Source organism: Jatrophihabitans sp., assembly GCA_036399055.1.
GTDB lineage: Bacteria > Actinomycetota > Actinomycetes > Mycobacteriales > Jatrophihabitantaceae > Jatrophihabitans_A.
Genome location: DASWNX010000029.1, coordinates 233,448 through 248,723, shown reverse-complemented (window position 1 = coordinate 248,723; position 15,276 = coordinate 233,448). Strand labels below are relative to the sequence as shown.

Below are 15,276 nucleotides of genomic sequence, written 5' to 3'. Positions count from 1 at the left end.
GCTTAAAATAAGGGATGGCGTCTGCCGTGGGGCGTCCTGCCAGCGGCTAAGCGATCAAGGTGCCACGATGGGACCATGAAGCCTCGCGTACTGGTAGTCGACGATGACTCCTCCCTTGCCGAGATGCTCGGCATCGTGCTGCGCTCGGAAGGTTTCGAGCCCGCGTTCGTGCCCGACGGCTCCCGGGCGCTGGCCGCCTTTCGCGAGGTCAAGCCCGACATCGTGCTGCTGGACCTGATGTTGCCCGGCATGAGCGGGATCGACGTCTGCCGCGCCATCCGGGCCGAGTCCGGCACCCCGATCATCATGCTGACCGCCAAGACCGACACCGTCGACATCGTGCTGGGCCTGGAGTCCGGCGCCGATGACTACGTGGTCAAGCCGTTCAAGCCCAAGGAGCTCACCGCCCGGATGCGGGCCCGGCTGCGCCGCTACGACGAGGCCGGCGGCGAGACGCTGCTGATCGGCCCGCCCGACTCGCCGGTCAGCATCGACGTCCAAGCGCACCAGGTGGTCCGTGACGGCGTGCAGATCTCGCTGACCCCGCTGGAGTTCGACCTGCTGGTGGCGCTGGCCCGCAAGCCTCGCCAGGTCTTCACCCGCGAGGTGCTGCTGGAACAGGTCTGGGGTTACCGCCACGCCGCCGACACCCGGCTGGTGAACGTGCACGTGCAACGGCTGCGGTCCAAGGTCGAGCGCGATCCCGAGCGCCCTGAGGTCGTGCTGACCGTCCGCGGCGTCGGTTACAAAGCGGGGCCGCCGTGAACCCAGCCGCCCGAGGCTGGATCTCCGGCGGGCTCGGCGCTCTGCCGGCCCGGGTGAACCAGCTACTGCAAGGCGCCGCCGACTGGCTGAACCACCGGTCGAGCCCGGGTGTGTCGCGGCTGTCGACGACCTGGCGGCGCTCCCTGCAGCTGCGGGTGGCCGCCACCACCACCATCGTCACCGGCGTGATCGTGCTGCTGATCGGGGTGTTCCTGATCGACCAGATCGGCAACGGCGTCCTCAAGGCCAAGCGGGACGCCTCGATCAGCCAGGCCTCGCTCGGCCTGGAAGCGGCCGGCGCGCAGTTCGAGGGGCTCACCCCGGGTGACCTCAACGGCATCCGGCAGGCCGTCGACCAGATCGCCTCGGACCCGGCCAGGTCGGCCGGCACCCTGAGCGGCGACCTGTTCACCAAGGTGGTCCGCTCGACCGACCCGGTCGTCAACCGGCAGCTGCCGGTCAGCCAGCCGATCCCGGCCGAGCTGCGCCGCCAGGTCGACCGGGGCGCGGTGGCCATGCAGTACGCCCCGATCCGGACGCCGAGCCAGTCCGGAGAGGTGCCGGGCCTGATCGTCGGCCAGCCGCTGGACACCCAGGCCGGCGCCTTCGAGCTGTACTACCTGTTCCCGCTGACCGCCGAGCAGCGGACGCTGAGCCTGGTGCAGCGGACCGTCCTGCTGGCCGGGCTGGCGCTGGTGCTGCTGGTGGCCGTGATCGCGGCGCTGGTCACCCGCCAGGTGGTCCGGCCGGTCCGGGTGGCCGCCCAGACCGCCAGCCGGCTGGCCGGCGGCCAGCTGTCGGAGCGGATCAAGGTCAAGGGCGAGGACGACATCGCGCTGCTGGGCGAGTCGTTCAACGACATGGCAGCCAGCCTGCAGCAGCAGATCCAGCGGTTGGAGAACCTGTCCCGGCTGCAGCAGCGGTTCACCTCTGACGTCTCGCACGAGTTGCGCACTCCGCTGACCACCATCCGGATGGCCGCCGAGCTGCTCCACGGCAGCCGGGAGGACTTCGCTCCCGAGCTTGCCCGCTCGGTCGAGCTGCTGACCAACGAGCTGGACCGGTTCGAGAGCCTGCTGGCCGACCTGCTGGAGATCTCGCGTTACGACGCCGGCGCGGCGCGGCTGGAGACCGAGCAGGTCGACATCCGCGGCATCGTCGAGCGGGCGGTGGCCGCTGCCCAGGCGCTGGCCGCCCGGCACGGGGTGGAGCTGCGGGCCGACCTCGGCGACGAGCCGGTGATCGCCGAGGTGGACGCGCGGCGCATCGAGCGGGTGCTGCGCAACCTGCTCGGCAACGCCCTGGACCACGCCGAGAGCCGGCCGGTCACCGTCCGGGTGGGCGCCAACGCGGCCTCGGTGGCGGTGACCGTGCGCGATGAGGGCGTCGGGTTGCGCCCCGGTGAGGCGGCCCTGGTGTTCAACCGGTTCTGGCGCGGTGACCCCTCGCGCAGCCGGCTGACCGGCGGCACCGGCCTGGGTCTGGCGATCAGCCTGGAGGACGTCCGGCTGCACCATGGCTGGCTGCAGGCCTGGGGCGCGCGAGGGCGCGGCGCGGTGTTCCGGATGACGCTGCCCCGGGTGGCCGGCGGCCCGCTGGAGAGTTCCCCCCTGCCGCTGCAGCCACCGGAGGTGCTGGCATCGTGAAACGCTTGGCAGGCCTGTTGCTGACAGCCTTGCTGGTGGCCGGTTGCACCGGCGTTCCGACCGACTCGGCGCCGCTGGTGGTGCGCACGGTCGACCGGGCCGGCGTGGCGGGTGATTCCCAGGCCGACGCCGCCCCGCGCCCGGGCGCCGGCTCGCGTGACATCGTCATCGGCTTCCTGAACGCGGGCGTCGCCGCCAACGCCGGGCACTCGCAGTCCAGGCAGTTCCTGACCAACGCCGCGGCCCGCAAGTGGCAGGACAGCACCGTGACGGTGGTCGACGAGTGGACCGCCGGAGTGCGGACGGTCACCGGCTCGGGCGAGACGGTGGAGGTCTCGGGCCGCCGGGTCGGGCAGCTCGATGCCAGCGGGGTGTACAGCCCGACGCTGAAGGGCGCCGGAGTCGGCGACCAGGAGACGTTCACCTTCGACCTGGTCCAGGTGGACGGGCAGTGGCGCATCAACCAGCTGCAGCCCGGGGTGCTGATCAACCAGTCCGCCTTCGAGCGGGCCTACCTGGGCCGCAAGCTGCACTTCTACGACTCCTCCGAGACCAGCCTGGTGCCGGATCTGCGCTACACCGCGCTGGCCGGGCAGGCTCTGGCGACCTGGCTGCTCGGTGCGCTGGTGCTCGGGCCGCGCCCGGAGCTGGCCCAGTCGGTGGTGAACGAGGTGCCCGACCAGGTCGGGCGGCCCACCGTGCTCGACAGCGACCCGATCGTGGTGGAGATGCCCGGCAGCAGCCAGCTGGACTCCAACGGCCGTAACCGCCTGGCCGCGCAGCTGGCCTACACCCTGGCCCAGATCCGGTTCGTGCCCGGCGCCCAGCTCAAGCTGACCGACGCCGGCCGCCCGGTCGTGATTCCGGCCGCCAACGGCCCGAGCTTCGCCGCCGTGGACTTCGCTGCCGCCGGGCCGGACAGCATGGCGCCTGGGGTGCAGTCCTACTTCCTGCGCGACGGCGCGGTGATCGCCGGCGTCGACAACAAGCCGGTCCCCGGCGTGCTCGGCCGGCCTGGGCGCGGCCTGAGCTCGGTGGCGTTGCGTCGCAACGCCGCTGGTGAGCTGCAGGCCGCCGCGGTGGCCGGCAACGTGCTTCAGATGGGGTCCACGGCCAGGTTGTCGCGGGTCAAGTTGCCCGCGGGCGCGTTGAGCCGGCCGGAGTGGCGACCGCACGCCGCCGACGTCTGGATCGGGGTGGGCGCCCGGGGCGCGGTCTACCGGATCAGCCCCGACGGCGTTCCCAAGCAGGTCTCGATCACCTCGCCCGTGGGCGGCCTGCCGCCGGGCCAGGTGGTGGCGCTGCGGTTCAGCTCGGACGGGGTGCGCCTGGCCGCTGTGCTGCGGTCGGCGGACGGGGTCATGACCGCCTGGATCGGTTCGGTGGTCACCTCCTCCAGTGACGTCCGGGTCGACTCGTTCGAGCCGTTGACCCCGGCGCGGCTGGCAGTCAGCGACCTGGCCTGGGCAGACGCCACCAGACTGCTGATGGTGGCCCGGGCGCCGAACGACGAGACCCGGGTCTGGCAGGTGATGTCGGACGGCTCGGCGCTGGGCAGGCTGAGCAATCTCGGGTTGCCCGGCCCGCCCACCTCCATCGCCGCGGTGTCCCAGCAGTCGCCGCTGGTCTCGGCCAGCGACTCGATCTGGATCCAGTCCGACAGCAGTGGCTCCTGGACCTCATTCCCCGGCAACAGCCCGACGCCGGGCGTCAATCCGACCTACGCCCCCTAGATCTGGCTTCCAGCCCTGTGGAATGCAGGCTGGAAGCACGTGAGCACGGCTCGACCGAAAGCGGACCGAGCCCGAGCAGGCGCGGAGCTGCTGGCGCTGATCGACGGCAGTCTCCTGATCCGCTCGACATCAATCACCGGAAAGCATCGATATGGTCACGAACCCAGTCGGCGTAGGTCAGGCCGGGGCGGCCGATGAACGGTTCGATGGGATCGACTGGGTGGCTGACCCCGACCATCGAGGCGAACATGCCCAGGCGCGCTTGGATCGCGTGCGGTGGAACACCGGCCTCAGCCCACACGACGCGGGCATCCTCATCAGTCAACTCAACAAAGGTGATGGGTTCCCCCAGCACCTCGCTGATTATTTCGGCGCGACGACGGTAGGAGATCGACTCGGGTCCGCTGAACTGCGGCTCCTGCCCGAGCAGATCCTTGGTGGTCAGACCGGCGAGGCAGACGGCAGCGATGTCCTTTTCGTGAAGGGGCGCTCCGTGTGCCTCGCCATAGGGGGCGCGGACCGTCCGCTCCCGCTTGATCGAGCCGGCCCACTCCAACGTCGTCATCGCAAAGCCCCCTGCTGGACGGGGCAGTACCCACTCCATGCCTGAGGCCCGCACGATGTCTTCCAGATGCCGGTGTCGCACCGCGATGGCGTTGCGCGGGTTAGGGTCCCCGACTGAGTATGTGGACAGGCCGACGATGCGCTGCACACCGCTGTCGGCGGCGCGCGCGACAATCTCGTCCGGCCCGTCGGGGAACGCGGCGATGTTCACAAAGATCGACTCGACCCCGCTCAGGTCGATGTTCTCGGTGGGCTGGACTCGCACCTCGGGCGGGAACGCCGCCGTCGCAGGAGTTCTCGTCACCGCGGTCACGTCGTACCCGTCTCGATGCAGCCCCGCCACGATGTGGCGTCCGACGTTGCCGGTGGCTCCAGTCACAAGGATCACAGCGCACTCTCCAGCTCAAGTTTGGTGTAGTCAGTCGCCGCCGGCTCGAACTGCATGACGGCGTGACTGGCAATGGAATGGACGTCTCGCCAGAGCCGCTGGGCGGGTTCGTCCCGCGACTGTCCCCGAGTGCCGCTGATCCGCAGACAGCGGTCGACCACGTTGACGAGACTCTCAAGGGCGTAGGTGGCGTCTCGTCGGTTGCGTGCGACGAGAGCGGGGGTCAGCCCCCCTTCATCGGCCGAACGGGCAATGCGCCGCAGGAAGAACTCCGCGGTCTCCCACTCGGCCGCAGCCCGGCCGTACTCCACCAGGTACGGCGCGGTCGCGAACGCGCGCGGCCCGGTGACCGGCGCCCGCAGGCTCCGCCGGCCCTCGGCGAGCGCCGCCTTCGCCGCGCCCAGGGCAGGGGCGACGAAGGTGATGCCGTTGACCGCCACGTTGGGCGCCTGGCGACCCGGGGTCACCTCCGGGCCCCGTCCAGCCATGACGTCGTCCCGCAACGCAGTGCGCTCCGCCGGAACGAAGACCTTGTCGAGGGTCAGCGTGTGACTGCCGGTCGCTCGCATCCCCAGGGAGTCCCAGGTCATCTCGATCGAGTAGTCGGCGCGCGGCACCAGGAACAGGCGTACTGGAACCTCCGGATTCGGCGGACCGCCCGGGCCCATGAGCATCGCCCAGTCGCTGAACTCGACGCCGCTGACGTAGGTCCACTCACCACTGAGCTGGAAACCGCCCTCTGTCGGCACGACCCTGCCCTGAGGCTTGATCACGGTGACCAGGAAGGCGTCGGGGCCCTCCCTCCAGATGTCCTCCTGCGCTGATCGGGGCAGGCACGAGGCGTACCTGCCGCCGAAGGCCAGGAGTGAGGCAAGCCATGCGGTCGAGGTGCACGTGCCGGCGAGTGCGGTGACTTCGTCCATCAGTTCTTCGTAGCTGCCCTCTCGTCCGCCGAAGGCCTCTGGCACGAACCAGGCGGCGAAGCCGGCCTTGCCGAGCCCCCGCGCGACCTCGAGTGACAGTTGGCCCGTCCGGTCGGCTTCGGCGGCGTGAGTCGCATCGAACACCGTGTCCGGTGACGTTTCCTGCGTACTGAGCACCATCAGTCGGACTCCTTGTCATCGTTGCGGTTCGCTGGGCCCATGGGCGGGATGTTGTGGTTGACGCGCAGCGTGTTCTTGGGGTCGTAGGCCTGCTTGGCCGCCTGCAGCCGAGCCCAGTCATCGTCGTCGTACGCGCGCTGGACTGCCTTCTCGGTGACGTCGCGAGTGAAGAGGAATCCAGGCCACGCATGACCACTCAGCCACGGACCGAGCTCTTCAAAGATGTGGTCCTGTGCGGCGACCACCTCCTCGAGCCGGTCGTCGAAAGCCGGGTTGGTGATGAAGAGCTGGTACTGGGCAGCGCGGTAACTCACCGGCGCCGGGCTGGTCGAGCGGGCGAGCACGCCGCCGAGATGGCGGAACTCCACACCACCGAAAGGCAGTTTGGCATCTGCGCCGGCGACGCGGACGAGCGCTTCAACGGCCTCGGCGGGGAAGTCCCAGGTGAGTTCGGTCCTGATCCGCGCGGGCGTGGGGCGTGGGGGTTCGGCGTAGATGGTGCCGATTTCCGTGTACGGCATGACCCGTACGCTGTCCTCCTCGGTGCCCAGCGCCCGGAGGGGCTCGATCAACCGCTGGCCCTCCGCCGGGTCGCCGGTGTAGGCGATGCGCACCTGGACGAAGTACCGGTTGCGCATCTCCGGTGGCGTCTGCGGTAGGTCGGGGAACCGGAGCACCGCGATCGAGGAGTTCATCTCGTCCGGTAGGTCGGGGGTCCATCCGAAGTAGGTTCGCAGCGCGGCGTCGACCTTGTCTTCGCCGAACATCAGGATTCCGCCGAACAGCTGCGGGTCGTCGATGAGCCGCAGCCGGACCGACGTGATCGCGCCCAGATTCCCGTGCCCGCCCAGAGACCCCCAGAACAGCTCGGGATGGTCCTGCGGTGAGCAGGTGAGAAGCTCTCCGCTCGTGGTGGCGACCTCGAGCTCGAGCACGGAATCGGCCGCCAGACCGTGACTGCGGCAGAGCACGGGCAGCCCTCCGCCGGACACGAACCCCGCGATGCCGACGTCAGGGGAGGACCCGCACAGGGCCGCCTGGCCGCTGGCGACGATGGTGGGAAGCGCGTCGCGCCACCGCGTGCCCGCGCCCACGGTCGCGACGTCGCCCTCCAGAACGCACCCGGTCAGGCTGCTGGTGTCGATCAGTAGGCAGTCCTGCATCGGGCTCGAGGGCCCGTGTCCGGTGGCCTGCAGCGCTACCGGCAGCTTCAAGGCGTCGGCGAAGGCCAGCGCGCTTGCCACGTCGCTAGCAGTGACCGGCCGCAGGATTGCGCGCGGTCGGTTGTCTCCGGACAAGTTCCAGCCCGCGCGGCGCTCGTCGTATGTCTCGTCCTCAGGCGCGATCACCTGGCCGCTGAAGCCGTGTTGGCGCAAGATGTCGATCTCGGGCTGGGTCAGGCTCTGCCGCGCGGCGTCTTGGTGATGCTCGGTGTGCCAGGACGGGTTCGAGCGGTCCGTACGACGTCCCGTGAATGTCGCTCGGGTGGTGTGCACGACCCGGCCGTTGAACACGACGTCGGCCGAGCCGACGCCCTCGTAACTCTCGGCCATGACGTTTGCCGCGACCTGGATGCGCACGTAACCGCCCTTGCGGGCCTCATCGGTGAACATCTCTCGCAGGAAGTAGGAGAAGGACGAGCCCTCACCTACTGCCCACGCGCCACCACCGATGCTGGTCGGTGTTTTGAGCGCGACCGAACCGTCCGCGCCGAACGAGATCTCGAACGGGTCCAGCTGGTCATCGTGCTCGACCGTGCCGGCCCACGTGCCCACTGGGCTCGCCTTCACTTGGCTCATTTGAAGTCCCTCTGGTCAAAAATGGCAACGGTTGTATACTTCCATGGAGTCGCCTCGGCTGCAATCCCCCTTCTCGGACATAATCCCCTTCGTGGGCACAAACCCCTTTTTGGACAACAGGAGTTAGGCATGACGACTTCCCAAAGCAAGCCGCAGCAACAAGACGCCCCACCTGCCGGGCGCACGAACGCCCAGCGGCGCGCGCTCGCGGTCATCGCAGTCGCTCAGCTGCTCCTGGTCATGGACGGGACGCTGATGAACATCGCGCTCCCGAGGATTCAGACCGGGCTTGACGTGTCGCCGGCGGCCCTGACGTGGGTGGTGACGGCCTACGCCCTGGGTTTCGGTGGGCTACTGCTCGTCGCGGGACGGCTTGGCGACATATTCGGGCATCAGCGCCTCTTCACGATCGGCATGACGGTGTTCGCCGTCGCCTCCTTGATCGGGACGGTGGCCCCCAACAGCGCGGTCCTTATCGCCGCGCGTGGCCTACAAGGGGTCGCGGCCGCGATCGCCGCGCCCAACGCGCTGTCGCTGATCAGCTCGACATTCCCCGACCGGGCCGACCACCAGCGCGCTATGGGCGTGTACGGCGCCATGTCCGGTCTGGGCTCGACCGTCGGGCTTCTGCTCGGCGGGGTGTTGACCAGCTACCTGAACTGGCGTTGGGCGCTGCTCATCAACGTGCCGATCGCGCTGTGGATCATCCTCAACCGCAAGGCCCTCGTGCAGGCTCGGCCCAGCCGTGGCCGAATCGACGTGTGGGGCGCAGTCACAGGGACCCTGGCGGCCGTCGCGCTGGTGTACGGCGCGACCCGTGCCGGTGAAGAGGAGTGGAGCGATGACGTCGTCGTCGGCTGTCTCGCACTGGCCGCCCTCAGCGCCGTCGTCTTCGTGATCATCCAGATCCGCTCGCACCACCCCTTGGTCCCATCCGACGTGGTGCGGTCCCGACCGCGAGCCGGCGCCTACCTCACGCAACTGCTGGTGGGCGCGTCGATGTTCGCGACCTACTACTTCCTCACTCTCCACATGCAGTCGGCGATGGGGTATGACGCCCTGCAGACCGGATTGGCATACCTCCCACTGAGTGTGACGCTCGCTATCGCGGCGGGAGCTGTCGCGCCGAGGCTGCTGCAGCAGGTCAGCGGTCGAGCCATCGCAGCAGGAGGACTGCTGCTGGCCGCCGTCGGCGCCGGGTGGCTAAGCCAGCTCGAGTACCCGACCAGCTATGCGACCTCGATCGTGCCGGCCACCGTGTTGATCGGGCTCGGACTGGGGCTGGCCTTCGTATCGGTCACGTTGACCGGTATGGCAGGGGTGGAGCCGCAAAAGATGGGCGCGGCCTCCAGCGTGCTCAACACGGCCCTGCAGATCGGCGGCGCCATCGGGATGACCGTGCTGGTCACCCGGGCGACCCAGGTGGCCGACGCAAGGGTGCCGGGCGCCGTTGCCATCGTCGGCCGGTCGGAGAGCGTCGGGTGGAGCCAGGCTGTCGACGCGGTGACGCGCGGCTATGCCAGCGCCTTCGTCGTGGTCGCCGCCATTTATGTCGTTGCGGCCGCCATAGTCGTCTCGACGTTCCGCACTCAGCACCAGGACCGCTGATCTCACGGGCGGCTGGCGTGCCCAGGCTATACTTGACAGTAGCGTTCGATACCCCTTGAGGAGTCCAGCGAAAGAGCCGATGCCCAGCGAAAGAGCGCCTAAGGTCGTCATGCCGGCCAGCGAGGACTCCAAAGGGGGCCGCACCCGACAGCGGGTGCTCGACGCGGCCCGTGCGCGTTTCGCCGCGGTCGGTTATGAACGAGCGACCATCCGGGACATCGCCGTGGCGGCCGACGTCGACAAATCATCGGTGATGAAGTACTTCGGCAACAAGGAGAACCTGTTCCGGGAGTGTGTCCGGTGGGAGATCCCGATCGGAGAGCTGACCACCACCGATCCCGCGTCGTCGGCCAAGAACTACCTGCGCGCGATGCTGAGCGCTTGGGCGCAGGAGCCGAACACGCCGATGGCCGTCCTGCTGCGGACCAGCATGACCAGTGAGACGGCGGCGAACCTGCTGCGCCATCACATGACCTCAGCCTCAGTCGACGCGATCGAACGCCATATCGACGGCGCGCACGCCCGGCTCCGGGCTGCGCTGTTCGCGGCAGTCATGATGGGCATCGCCAGCGGGCGGTACCTGATCAAGCTGCCAGATCTAGCCGAGGCCGACCTCGATGACGTCATAGAGTCCGCCGCACCGCTTGTCGCCGCCTTGACGGCGACACCTCCCACCGCCGACGGCGCCCCGGCCAGAACCCGCAGGTAACCGCCTCAGTCGGGCGCTGCCGCCTCAGTGCTCAAGCGCCTGCAGCATGCAGTCGCGCGCTTTGGACCAGCTGGACCACCCAGCCGCACGCCCGGAGGGAACGGGCGTGATGACCCGGGATGTCCCGCCCCGAACAGAACTCAGTTGCTTGGCGATGGCAGACAGGCCGCTACCTGGCCCTGATTCCACGAAGAGCGTGTTCGGACGGTCGAGCCGGGTCAACGCCTCCCAGAAGCGAATACAGCCGGCGACCTGTCGGGTCCAGAAGGCGGGAGTGCGAGCTTGCGCCGTCGACAGCTGGTCAGCAGACCAGGACGATATCAGCGGCAGACGCGGGCCGGCCAAGGCCGTGGCAGGGAGCATGTCGGTGAGCTGATCGGCCATGGCGCCCAGGACGGGGGAGTGGAAGGGCTCGTGGGCCTTGACCCTCATGCACGACCAGCCACGCGCCCGTGCCTGCGCCAGAACCGACGTGAGCAGCGGCTCGGGCGCAGACAAGACCACCTGCTGAGGGGCGTTGACCGCTCCCACGGCCACCGAGTCGGGAAAGGAGTCCACCAGGTCCTGGACGTCCTCGACGGAGGCGGCGACCGCGAGCATTCCGCCCGGCGCGCTCTGGGACAGCAGCCGGGCGCGTTCGGCTACCAGCCGGGCACCCGTCTCCAGCGTGAAGACGCGAGCCAAGCACGCCGCGGCCCACTCGCCGATGCTGTGGCCGATGACCGCAGGCTTGACGCCGACGTGCTCCACCAGGCTCACGGCACAGGCGTATCCCACCATCATCAGCAATGGCTGAGCGAAGGGCCCGCGGTGGATATCTGCGGCATCACCCCGGCCGAACCAGGCCTCGCGCAGCGCCGGCGCGTCGGGGCCGTATGCCTGGAAGAAGGCGTCGGCGGCGGCGGTGAAGAGTTCGTCCCGGCCGTAGAGCTCGGTTGCCATACCCGCGAACTGCGATCCTTGTCCCGGAAACAGGAGCACGAGGCCTGTCATAGCGGCGGGTTCCCGTGTTTGCGCTCGAGCGAACGGGAGCTCTTGTCGCGGAGCATCTCGACGGCGTCAATGAGGATCCGGCGGGTGTCGCTGGGGTCGATGACCTCGTCGACCAGGCCTCGTTCAGCAGCGTAGTAGGGGTTCATGAACTCCTCGCTGTACGCCCGCACCTTGACTTTTCGATGCGCCTCCGGATCCTTCGACGCGGCGATCTCGTGCCGAAAGATGACGTTGGCGGCTCCCTCTGCGCCCATGACGGCGACCTCGTTGGTCGGCCAGGCGAGCGCCAGGTCGGCGCCGATCGATCGGGAGTCCATGACGATATAGGCGCCTCCATATGCCTTGCGCAGGATGAGGGAGATGCGCGGCACGGTGGCGTTGCAGTAGGCGAAGAGCAACTTCGCTCCGTGACGAATGATGCCATTGTGCTCCTGGTCGACCCCGGGCAGGAATCCTGGCACATCGACCAGCGTCACCAGAGGGATGTTGAAGGAGTCACACATTTGCACGAACCGGGCGGCCTTCTCCGAAGACTCGATGTCGAGGACCCCGGCGTTGACAGCGGGCTGGTTGGCCACAATGCCGACCAGGCGCCCACCGAGGCGGGCCAGCGTGCACACGATGCTCGGCGCCCAGTCGGCCTGTAACTCGAAGTCCTCGCCGTCGTCTACAAGCACAGTGATGACGTCGCGGACGTCGTAGCTCATCCTCGGCGAGGTCGGCACGATGTCGAGCAGCTCGGGCACCCGCCGGTCGGGATCGTCGGCGGTGGCGTAGTCGGGGGCCAGGCCCTGATTGTTGTCGGGAAGCATGGAGAGCAGGAAGCGGACGTCGGCCAGGCATTCGTCCTCGTCGTCGTAGCGGCAATGGCACACGCCAGAACGCTCGGCATGGATCCGCGCGCCACCGAGGTCGTCGTGCGAGACCTCTTCTCCCGTCACGGCACGCACCACGTCCGGCCCAGTCACGAACATCTGCGCGGTCTTGTCCACCATGAAGACGAAGTCGGTCAGGCTCGGTGAGTACGCGGCGCCGCCCGCGCAGGGTCCGAGCATCACGCTGATCTGGGGAATGACACCAGAAGCCTGCACGTGCCGGGTGAAGATCCCGCCGTATCCGGCCAGGGCCGAGACGCCTTCCTGTATCCGTGCGCCGGCGCCGTCGTTCAACGAGACGATGGGCCGACGCGCCTTGAAGGCGAGGTCCATGACCTTCTGGATCTTCTTCGCATGCTCCTCTCCCAACGACCCGCCGAACATGCGGAAGTCGTGGGCATAGGTGAAAACCGTGCGGCCGTACACCTTGCCCCAGCCGGTGACCACACCGTCGGTGTAGGGCCGGTTCTGCGCGAGGCCGAAGGCGTGGGACTGATGGCGCCGCAGAGTGTCGATCTCGACGAACGTCCCTTCGTCGAACAGCGCCTCGATGCGCTCCCGAGCGGTCTTCTTTCCTTTCTCGTGCTGTCGGATCGTGGCCTGAGGGTTAGGGCCGGCCTCGGCGAGCTGGCGTTTGCCTTTGAGCTCATTCACGAGGAAATGCATGTCCGGGGTGTCCTCAGGGCTGGTCATGGCGTGCACCTTTCACAGCGGTCGAAAAGGTGAGGTCGTCGTTGGTTCGATAGACCTGGATGGCGGGCTGATTGCGGGCCACGAGGCTGGACAGGACCTTGCCGGGGCCGACCTCCACACCGACGCCAACCCCGACGGTCACTAGGGCTTGCATCGTCTCGACCCAACGCACCCGTTGGACGAGTTGGCTGCTGAGAACTTGGCGTACCTCGGCCCCGGTGCGCAATGGTCCGGCAGTCGCGCTGGAGAGCAGCTCCACCGTGGGGTCGCGGAAGGGCAGGGACTGCATGAACTCGGCAAACGGGCCCGCTACGTCTGACATCAGGCTGCTGTGGGCGGGCCCGCCTATGCGCAGGGTCGTCACTCGTTCGGCTCCGGCCGCCGTCACCAGTTCCAAGAGCCGATCCACACCGGCAGATTGGCCCGAGACGACTACCTGATCGGGTTCGTTGTGGTTGGCCACCTCTACCACCAGGCCGCACTCGTTCACCACCTGAGCGCACAGCTGCTCGACCTCGATGAGTGGGCAGCCAAGTAGGGCGGCCATCTTGCCGTCGGTACGCGCGTGGACGCTGGCCATCAGCAGCCCACGGTGGTGCACGAGCCGTAAGGTGTCCCGCCAGTCGAGCACGCCCGCGTAGGTGAACGCCGCATACTCACCCAGACTGTGGCCGACAGCGACGTCGGCTTGGACGCCTTCGGCAGCGAGTGCACAGGCCGCCGCGTGACTCACCATGAACACTGCCGGCTGGGTGATCGGCATCTCCCTCAGGCGCTCGGGAGGCCCGTTCGCGCAGAAGTCCGACAGGGGAAACCCGAGGATGTCGTCGGCCTCGTCGAAGAGCGCCTTGACTAGCCGCGGATACCGCTCGACTAGGAAGACGCCCATGCCGGGCTTCTGGGTTCCCTGACCGGGAAAGAGAAAGGCGGTCTTGGCCATCAGGGCGTCTCCCAGGCGGACATGGCCGGCGCGGCGTGCACCGGGAACCAGTAGTCCAGCGCGGACGCCAGCGGCAGTTGACTGACACTGCTGCTCACCAGGTGACCGTCTGGACGTAAGAGGAAATCTTCATCAGAGGCGTGCGCGGCAGCTGAGCCCGGACGGCGCTCCAGGACTGCCACGGTGCTCTCCCGTCGGTCCGTCCACTCGCTGGGGGACCGCGTGGCCAATAACCCGCGACCCTGCTGCCGCAACCGGCGCACGAGGTCGGGGTCAAGGCCCCGACGGCGCAACTCGGTCGCTGACAGCCGGGGTCCCACCGCCGGAGTGCTATTGGGGTAACTGACCGATGTCCCTGAGACCGCGGCCGCGAGCCGGTCATGGGTGGCCTCGTCGTCGGCGATCGTGTGGGCGAGGGCCGACCGGCGCCGGCGATCCTCAGGACGGCCAGAGAAGATCAGGTCGTCCTGCGACTGCACCGACTCCTGGCTGGCGTGCGCTGCCGATCGGCGTTCCCGCGCGTAGTTGTCGAGCAGGTGATCGGTGCCCGAGCGCAGCGACTGGACTAATTTCCACACAAGGTTATCGGCGTCGATCAGGCCGCTGTTGAGGCTCTCCCCGCCGACCGGCAGGAACTGGTGGGCGGCGTCGCCTGCCAACAGGACTCGCCCGACGCGCCATTGTCGGGCGACGCATGACCGATTGTCGAAGTGTTCGAACCACCGGGGTGGCCCCACCAGATGCTCTCCGGTGAGAGCCGACCACATATCCCGGAGCCGATCGAAAGTAAGAGTGTCGGTACCGCTCCACGTTTCGTCGCACGCCATGACGCGGGTCACCTCCGGGCTGATGCGGCCGACCGTCAGCACGGTGGTTCCATGGCGCTCGAACCGCCGCGGCGAGAGCGAGACATCGACGAGGTCGCAGCGCACCATCCTGCGGGTGGCCTGGCGGCGGTCGTACTGGATTCCCAGGCACTGAGCGACTGTGCTTCTGACGCCGTCGCAGCCGACGACATAACGGGCGTGGACGGCCGATCCGTCAGCGAGCTTCACCGCCGCGGATGTCTCATCGCTGTGCACGTCGACGACCTCGGAGGCGAACGACAACCGCGCGCCCTGAGCCTGGGACCACTCCGCGAGCCGGCGCACCAGTTCGGGCTGGGCAAGCTTCCACTGGCCCGACCAGGCGCTGTCGACCCGGGTGAGATCCAGCGGCAGGCCGGCGTAGTGGCCGTGCGTCAGCCGGGGCACTGCATCGAGCCGGGGCACGCAGTGATCGGCGAGGATCTCCATGGCCCGGGCCTGCAGCGTCGACGCACGCGACTCGGCGACGAGGCCGTCGCCGCTCTCCAGGACGATCACGTCCAGGCCTGCGCGCGCTAACGCTCCCGCCAGTAGCAGACCCACCGGTCCGGCCCCGACGACGACCACGTCCACTGGCGCCGTGCTAGTCATGGG

General features: G+C 68.5%; 12 protein-coding genes. 5 read left to right on the top strand and 7 right to left on the bottom strand.

Going from position 1 to position 15,276, the window contains the following annotated elements; all coding sequences use genetic code 11:
- Positions 1–75: 75 nt before the first annotated feature.
- The 3 genes from mtrA to VGB75_12265 are packed head-to-tail and all read left to right on the top strand — an operon-like array spanning position 76 to position 4,144.
- A complete protein-coding gene (gene mtrA / locus VGB75_12275) occupies positions 76–765 on the top strand; it encodes an MtrAB system response regulator MtrA (protein HEY0167807.1) in 690 nt (229 codons plus the stop codon).
- Entirely contained in the window at positions 762–2,411 is a 1,650-nt protein-coding gene (gene mtrB, locus VGB75_12270; GenBank protein HEY0167806.1) for an MtrAB system histidine kinase MtrB, read from the top strand. Before mtrA ends, mtrB begins: the two co-directional genes overlap by 4 nt.
- Positions 2,408–4,144 carry a hypothetical protein gene (locus tag VGB75_12265; GenBank protein ID HEY0167805.1) on the top strand — a complete coding sequence of 579 codons (1,737 nt, stop codon included), beginning with the start codon at positions 2,408–2,410 and terminating at the stop codon, positions 4,142–4,144. Before mtrB ends, VGB75_12265 begins: the two co-directional genes overlap by 4 nt.
- Before the next feature lie 133 nt (positions 4,145–4,277).
- Here VGB75_12265 and VGB75_12260 read toward each other — a convergent pair whose 3' ends face one another.
- Genes VGB75_12260 through VGB75_12250 form a run of 3 tightly spaced genes read right to left on the bottom strand, consistent with a single transcriptional unit; the run spans position 4,278 to position 7,998 of the window.
- The gene (locus VGB75_12260; protein HEY0167804.1) at positions 4,278–5,096 is read right to left on the bottom strand and encodes an NAD(P)H-binding protein; all 819 of its coding nucleotides are present in this window, start codon (positions 5,094–5,096) and stop codon (positions 4,278–4,280) included.
- On the bottom strand, positions 5,093–6,199 hold the full coding sequence (locus VGB75_12255) for an acyl-CoA dehydrogenase family protein (protein ID HEY0167803.1): 1,107 nt from the start codon (positions 6,197–6,199) through the stop codon (positions 5,093–5,095). Before VGB75_12255 ends, VGB75_12260 begins: the two co-directional genes overlap by 4 nt.
- Positions 6,199–7,998, bottom strand: coding sequence for an FAD-binding oxidoreductase (locus tag VGB75_12250; GenBank protein ID HEY0167802.1), 1,800 nt, complete (start codon positions 7,996–7,998; stop codon positions 6,199–6,201). The genes VGB75_12255 and VGB75_12250 overlap by 1 nt, the downstream gene beginning before the upstream one ends.
- Positions 7,999–8,127: 129 nt before the next feature.
- Here VGB75_12250 and VGB75_12245 point away from each other — a divergent pair, with 129 nt between their 5' ends.
- Together VGB75_12245 and VGB75_12240 are read left to right on the top strand one after the other, a co-directional pair.
- A complete protein-coding gene (locus tag VGB75_12245; GenBank protein ID HEY0167801.1) occupies positions 8,128–9,606 on the top strand; it encodes an MFS transporter in 1,479 nt (492 codons plus the stop codon).
- A gap of 109 nt (positions 9,607–9,715) precedes the next feature.
- Complete coding sequence (locus VGB75_12240; protein ID HEY0167800.1) at positions 9,716–10,315, top strand: TetR family transcriptional regulator; 600 nt, start codon at positions 9,716–9,718, stop codon at positions 10,313–10,315.
- 24 nt (positions 10,316–10,339) lie between these two features.
- Here the strand turns inward: VGB75_12240 and VGB75_12235 are convergent, their stop codons facing one another.
- From VGB75_12235 to VGB75_12220, 4 genes are read right to left on the bottom strand one after another with little or no spacing between them, the layout of a single operon-like run.
- The gene (locus tag VGB75_12235; GenBank protein HEY0167799.1) at positions 10,340–11,308 is read right to left on the bottom strand and encodes an acyltransferase domain-containing protein; all 969 of its coding nucleotides are present in this window, start codon (positions 11,306–11,308) and stop codon (positions 10,340–10,342) included.
- The gene (locus VGB75_12230; protein ID HEY0167798.1) at positions 11,305–12,876 is read right to left on the bottom strand and encodes an acyl-CoA carboxylase subunit beta; all 1,572 of its coding nucleotides are present in this window, start codon (positions 12,874–12,876) and stop codon (positions 11,305–11,307) included. Before VGB75_12230 ends, VGB75_12235 begins: the two co-directional genes overlap by 4 nt.
- Positions 12,863–13,816: an ACP S-malonyltransferase gene (fabD, locus tag VGB75_12225; GenBank protein ID HEY0167797.1), complete on the bottom strand. Its 954-nt coding sequence runs from the start codon at positions 13,814–13,816 to the stop codon at positions 12,863–12,865. The genes VGB75_12230 and fabD overlap by 14 nt, the downstream gene beginning before the upstream one ends.
- Positions 13,816–15,273, bottom strand: a complete 1,458-nt coding sequence (locus VGB75_12220; protein HEY0167796.1) for an FAD-dependent monooxygenase — start codon at positions 15,271–15,273, stop codon at positions 13,816–13,818. Before VGB75_12220 ends, fabD begins: the two co-directional genes overlap by 1 nt.
- Positions 15,274–15,276 lie beyond the last annotated feature (3 nt).

What these genes read in the sequence shown, in the direction of transcription:
- mtrA (HEY0167807.1), top strand. Translation starts at nt 76, where the DNA reads ATGAAGCCTCGCGTACTGGTAGTCGACGATGACTCCTCCCTTGCCGAG.
- VGB75_12255 (HEY0167803.1), bottom strand. Translation starts at nt 6,199, where the DNA reads ATGGTGCTCAGTACGCAGGAAACGTCACCGGACACGGTGTTCGATGCG.
- VGB75_12220 (HEY0167796.1), bottom strand. Translation starts at nt 15,273, where the DNA reads ATGACTAGCACGGCGCCAGTGGACGTGGTCGTCGTCGGGGCCGGACCG.
- VGB75_12250 (HEY0167802.1), bottom strand. Translation starts at nt 7,998, where the DNA reads ATGAGCCAAGTGAAGGCGAGCCCAGTGGGCACGTGGGCCGGCACGGTC.
- VGB75_12245 (HEY0167801.1), top strand. Translation starts at nt 8,128, where the DNA reads ATGACGACTTCCCAAAGCAAGCCGCAGCAACAAGACGCCCCACCTGCC.
- VGB75_12240 (HEY0167800.1), top strand. Translation starts at nt 9,716, where the DNA reads ATGCCGGCCAGCGAGGACTCCAAAGGGGGCCGCACCCGACAGCGGGTG.
- VGB75_12230 (HEY0167798.1), bottom strand. Translation starts at nt 12,876, where the DNA reads ATGACCAGCCCTGAGGACACCCCGGACATGCATTTCCTCGTGAATGAG.
- fabD (HEY0167797.1), bottom strand. Translation starts at nt 13,816, where the DNA reads ATGGCCAAGACCGCCTTTCTCTTTCCCGGTCAGGGAACCCAGAAGCCC.
- VGB75_12235 (HEY0167799.1), bottom strand. Translation starts at nt 11,308, where the DNA reads ATGACAGGCCTCGTGCTCCTGTTTCCGGGACAAGGATCGCAGTTCGCG.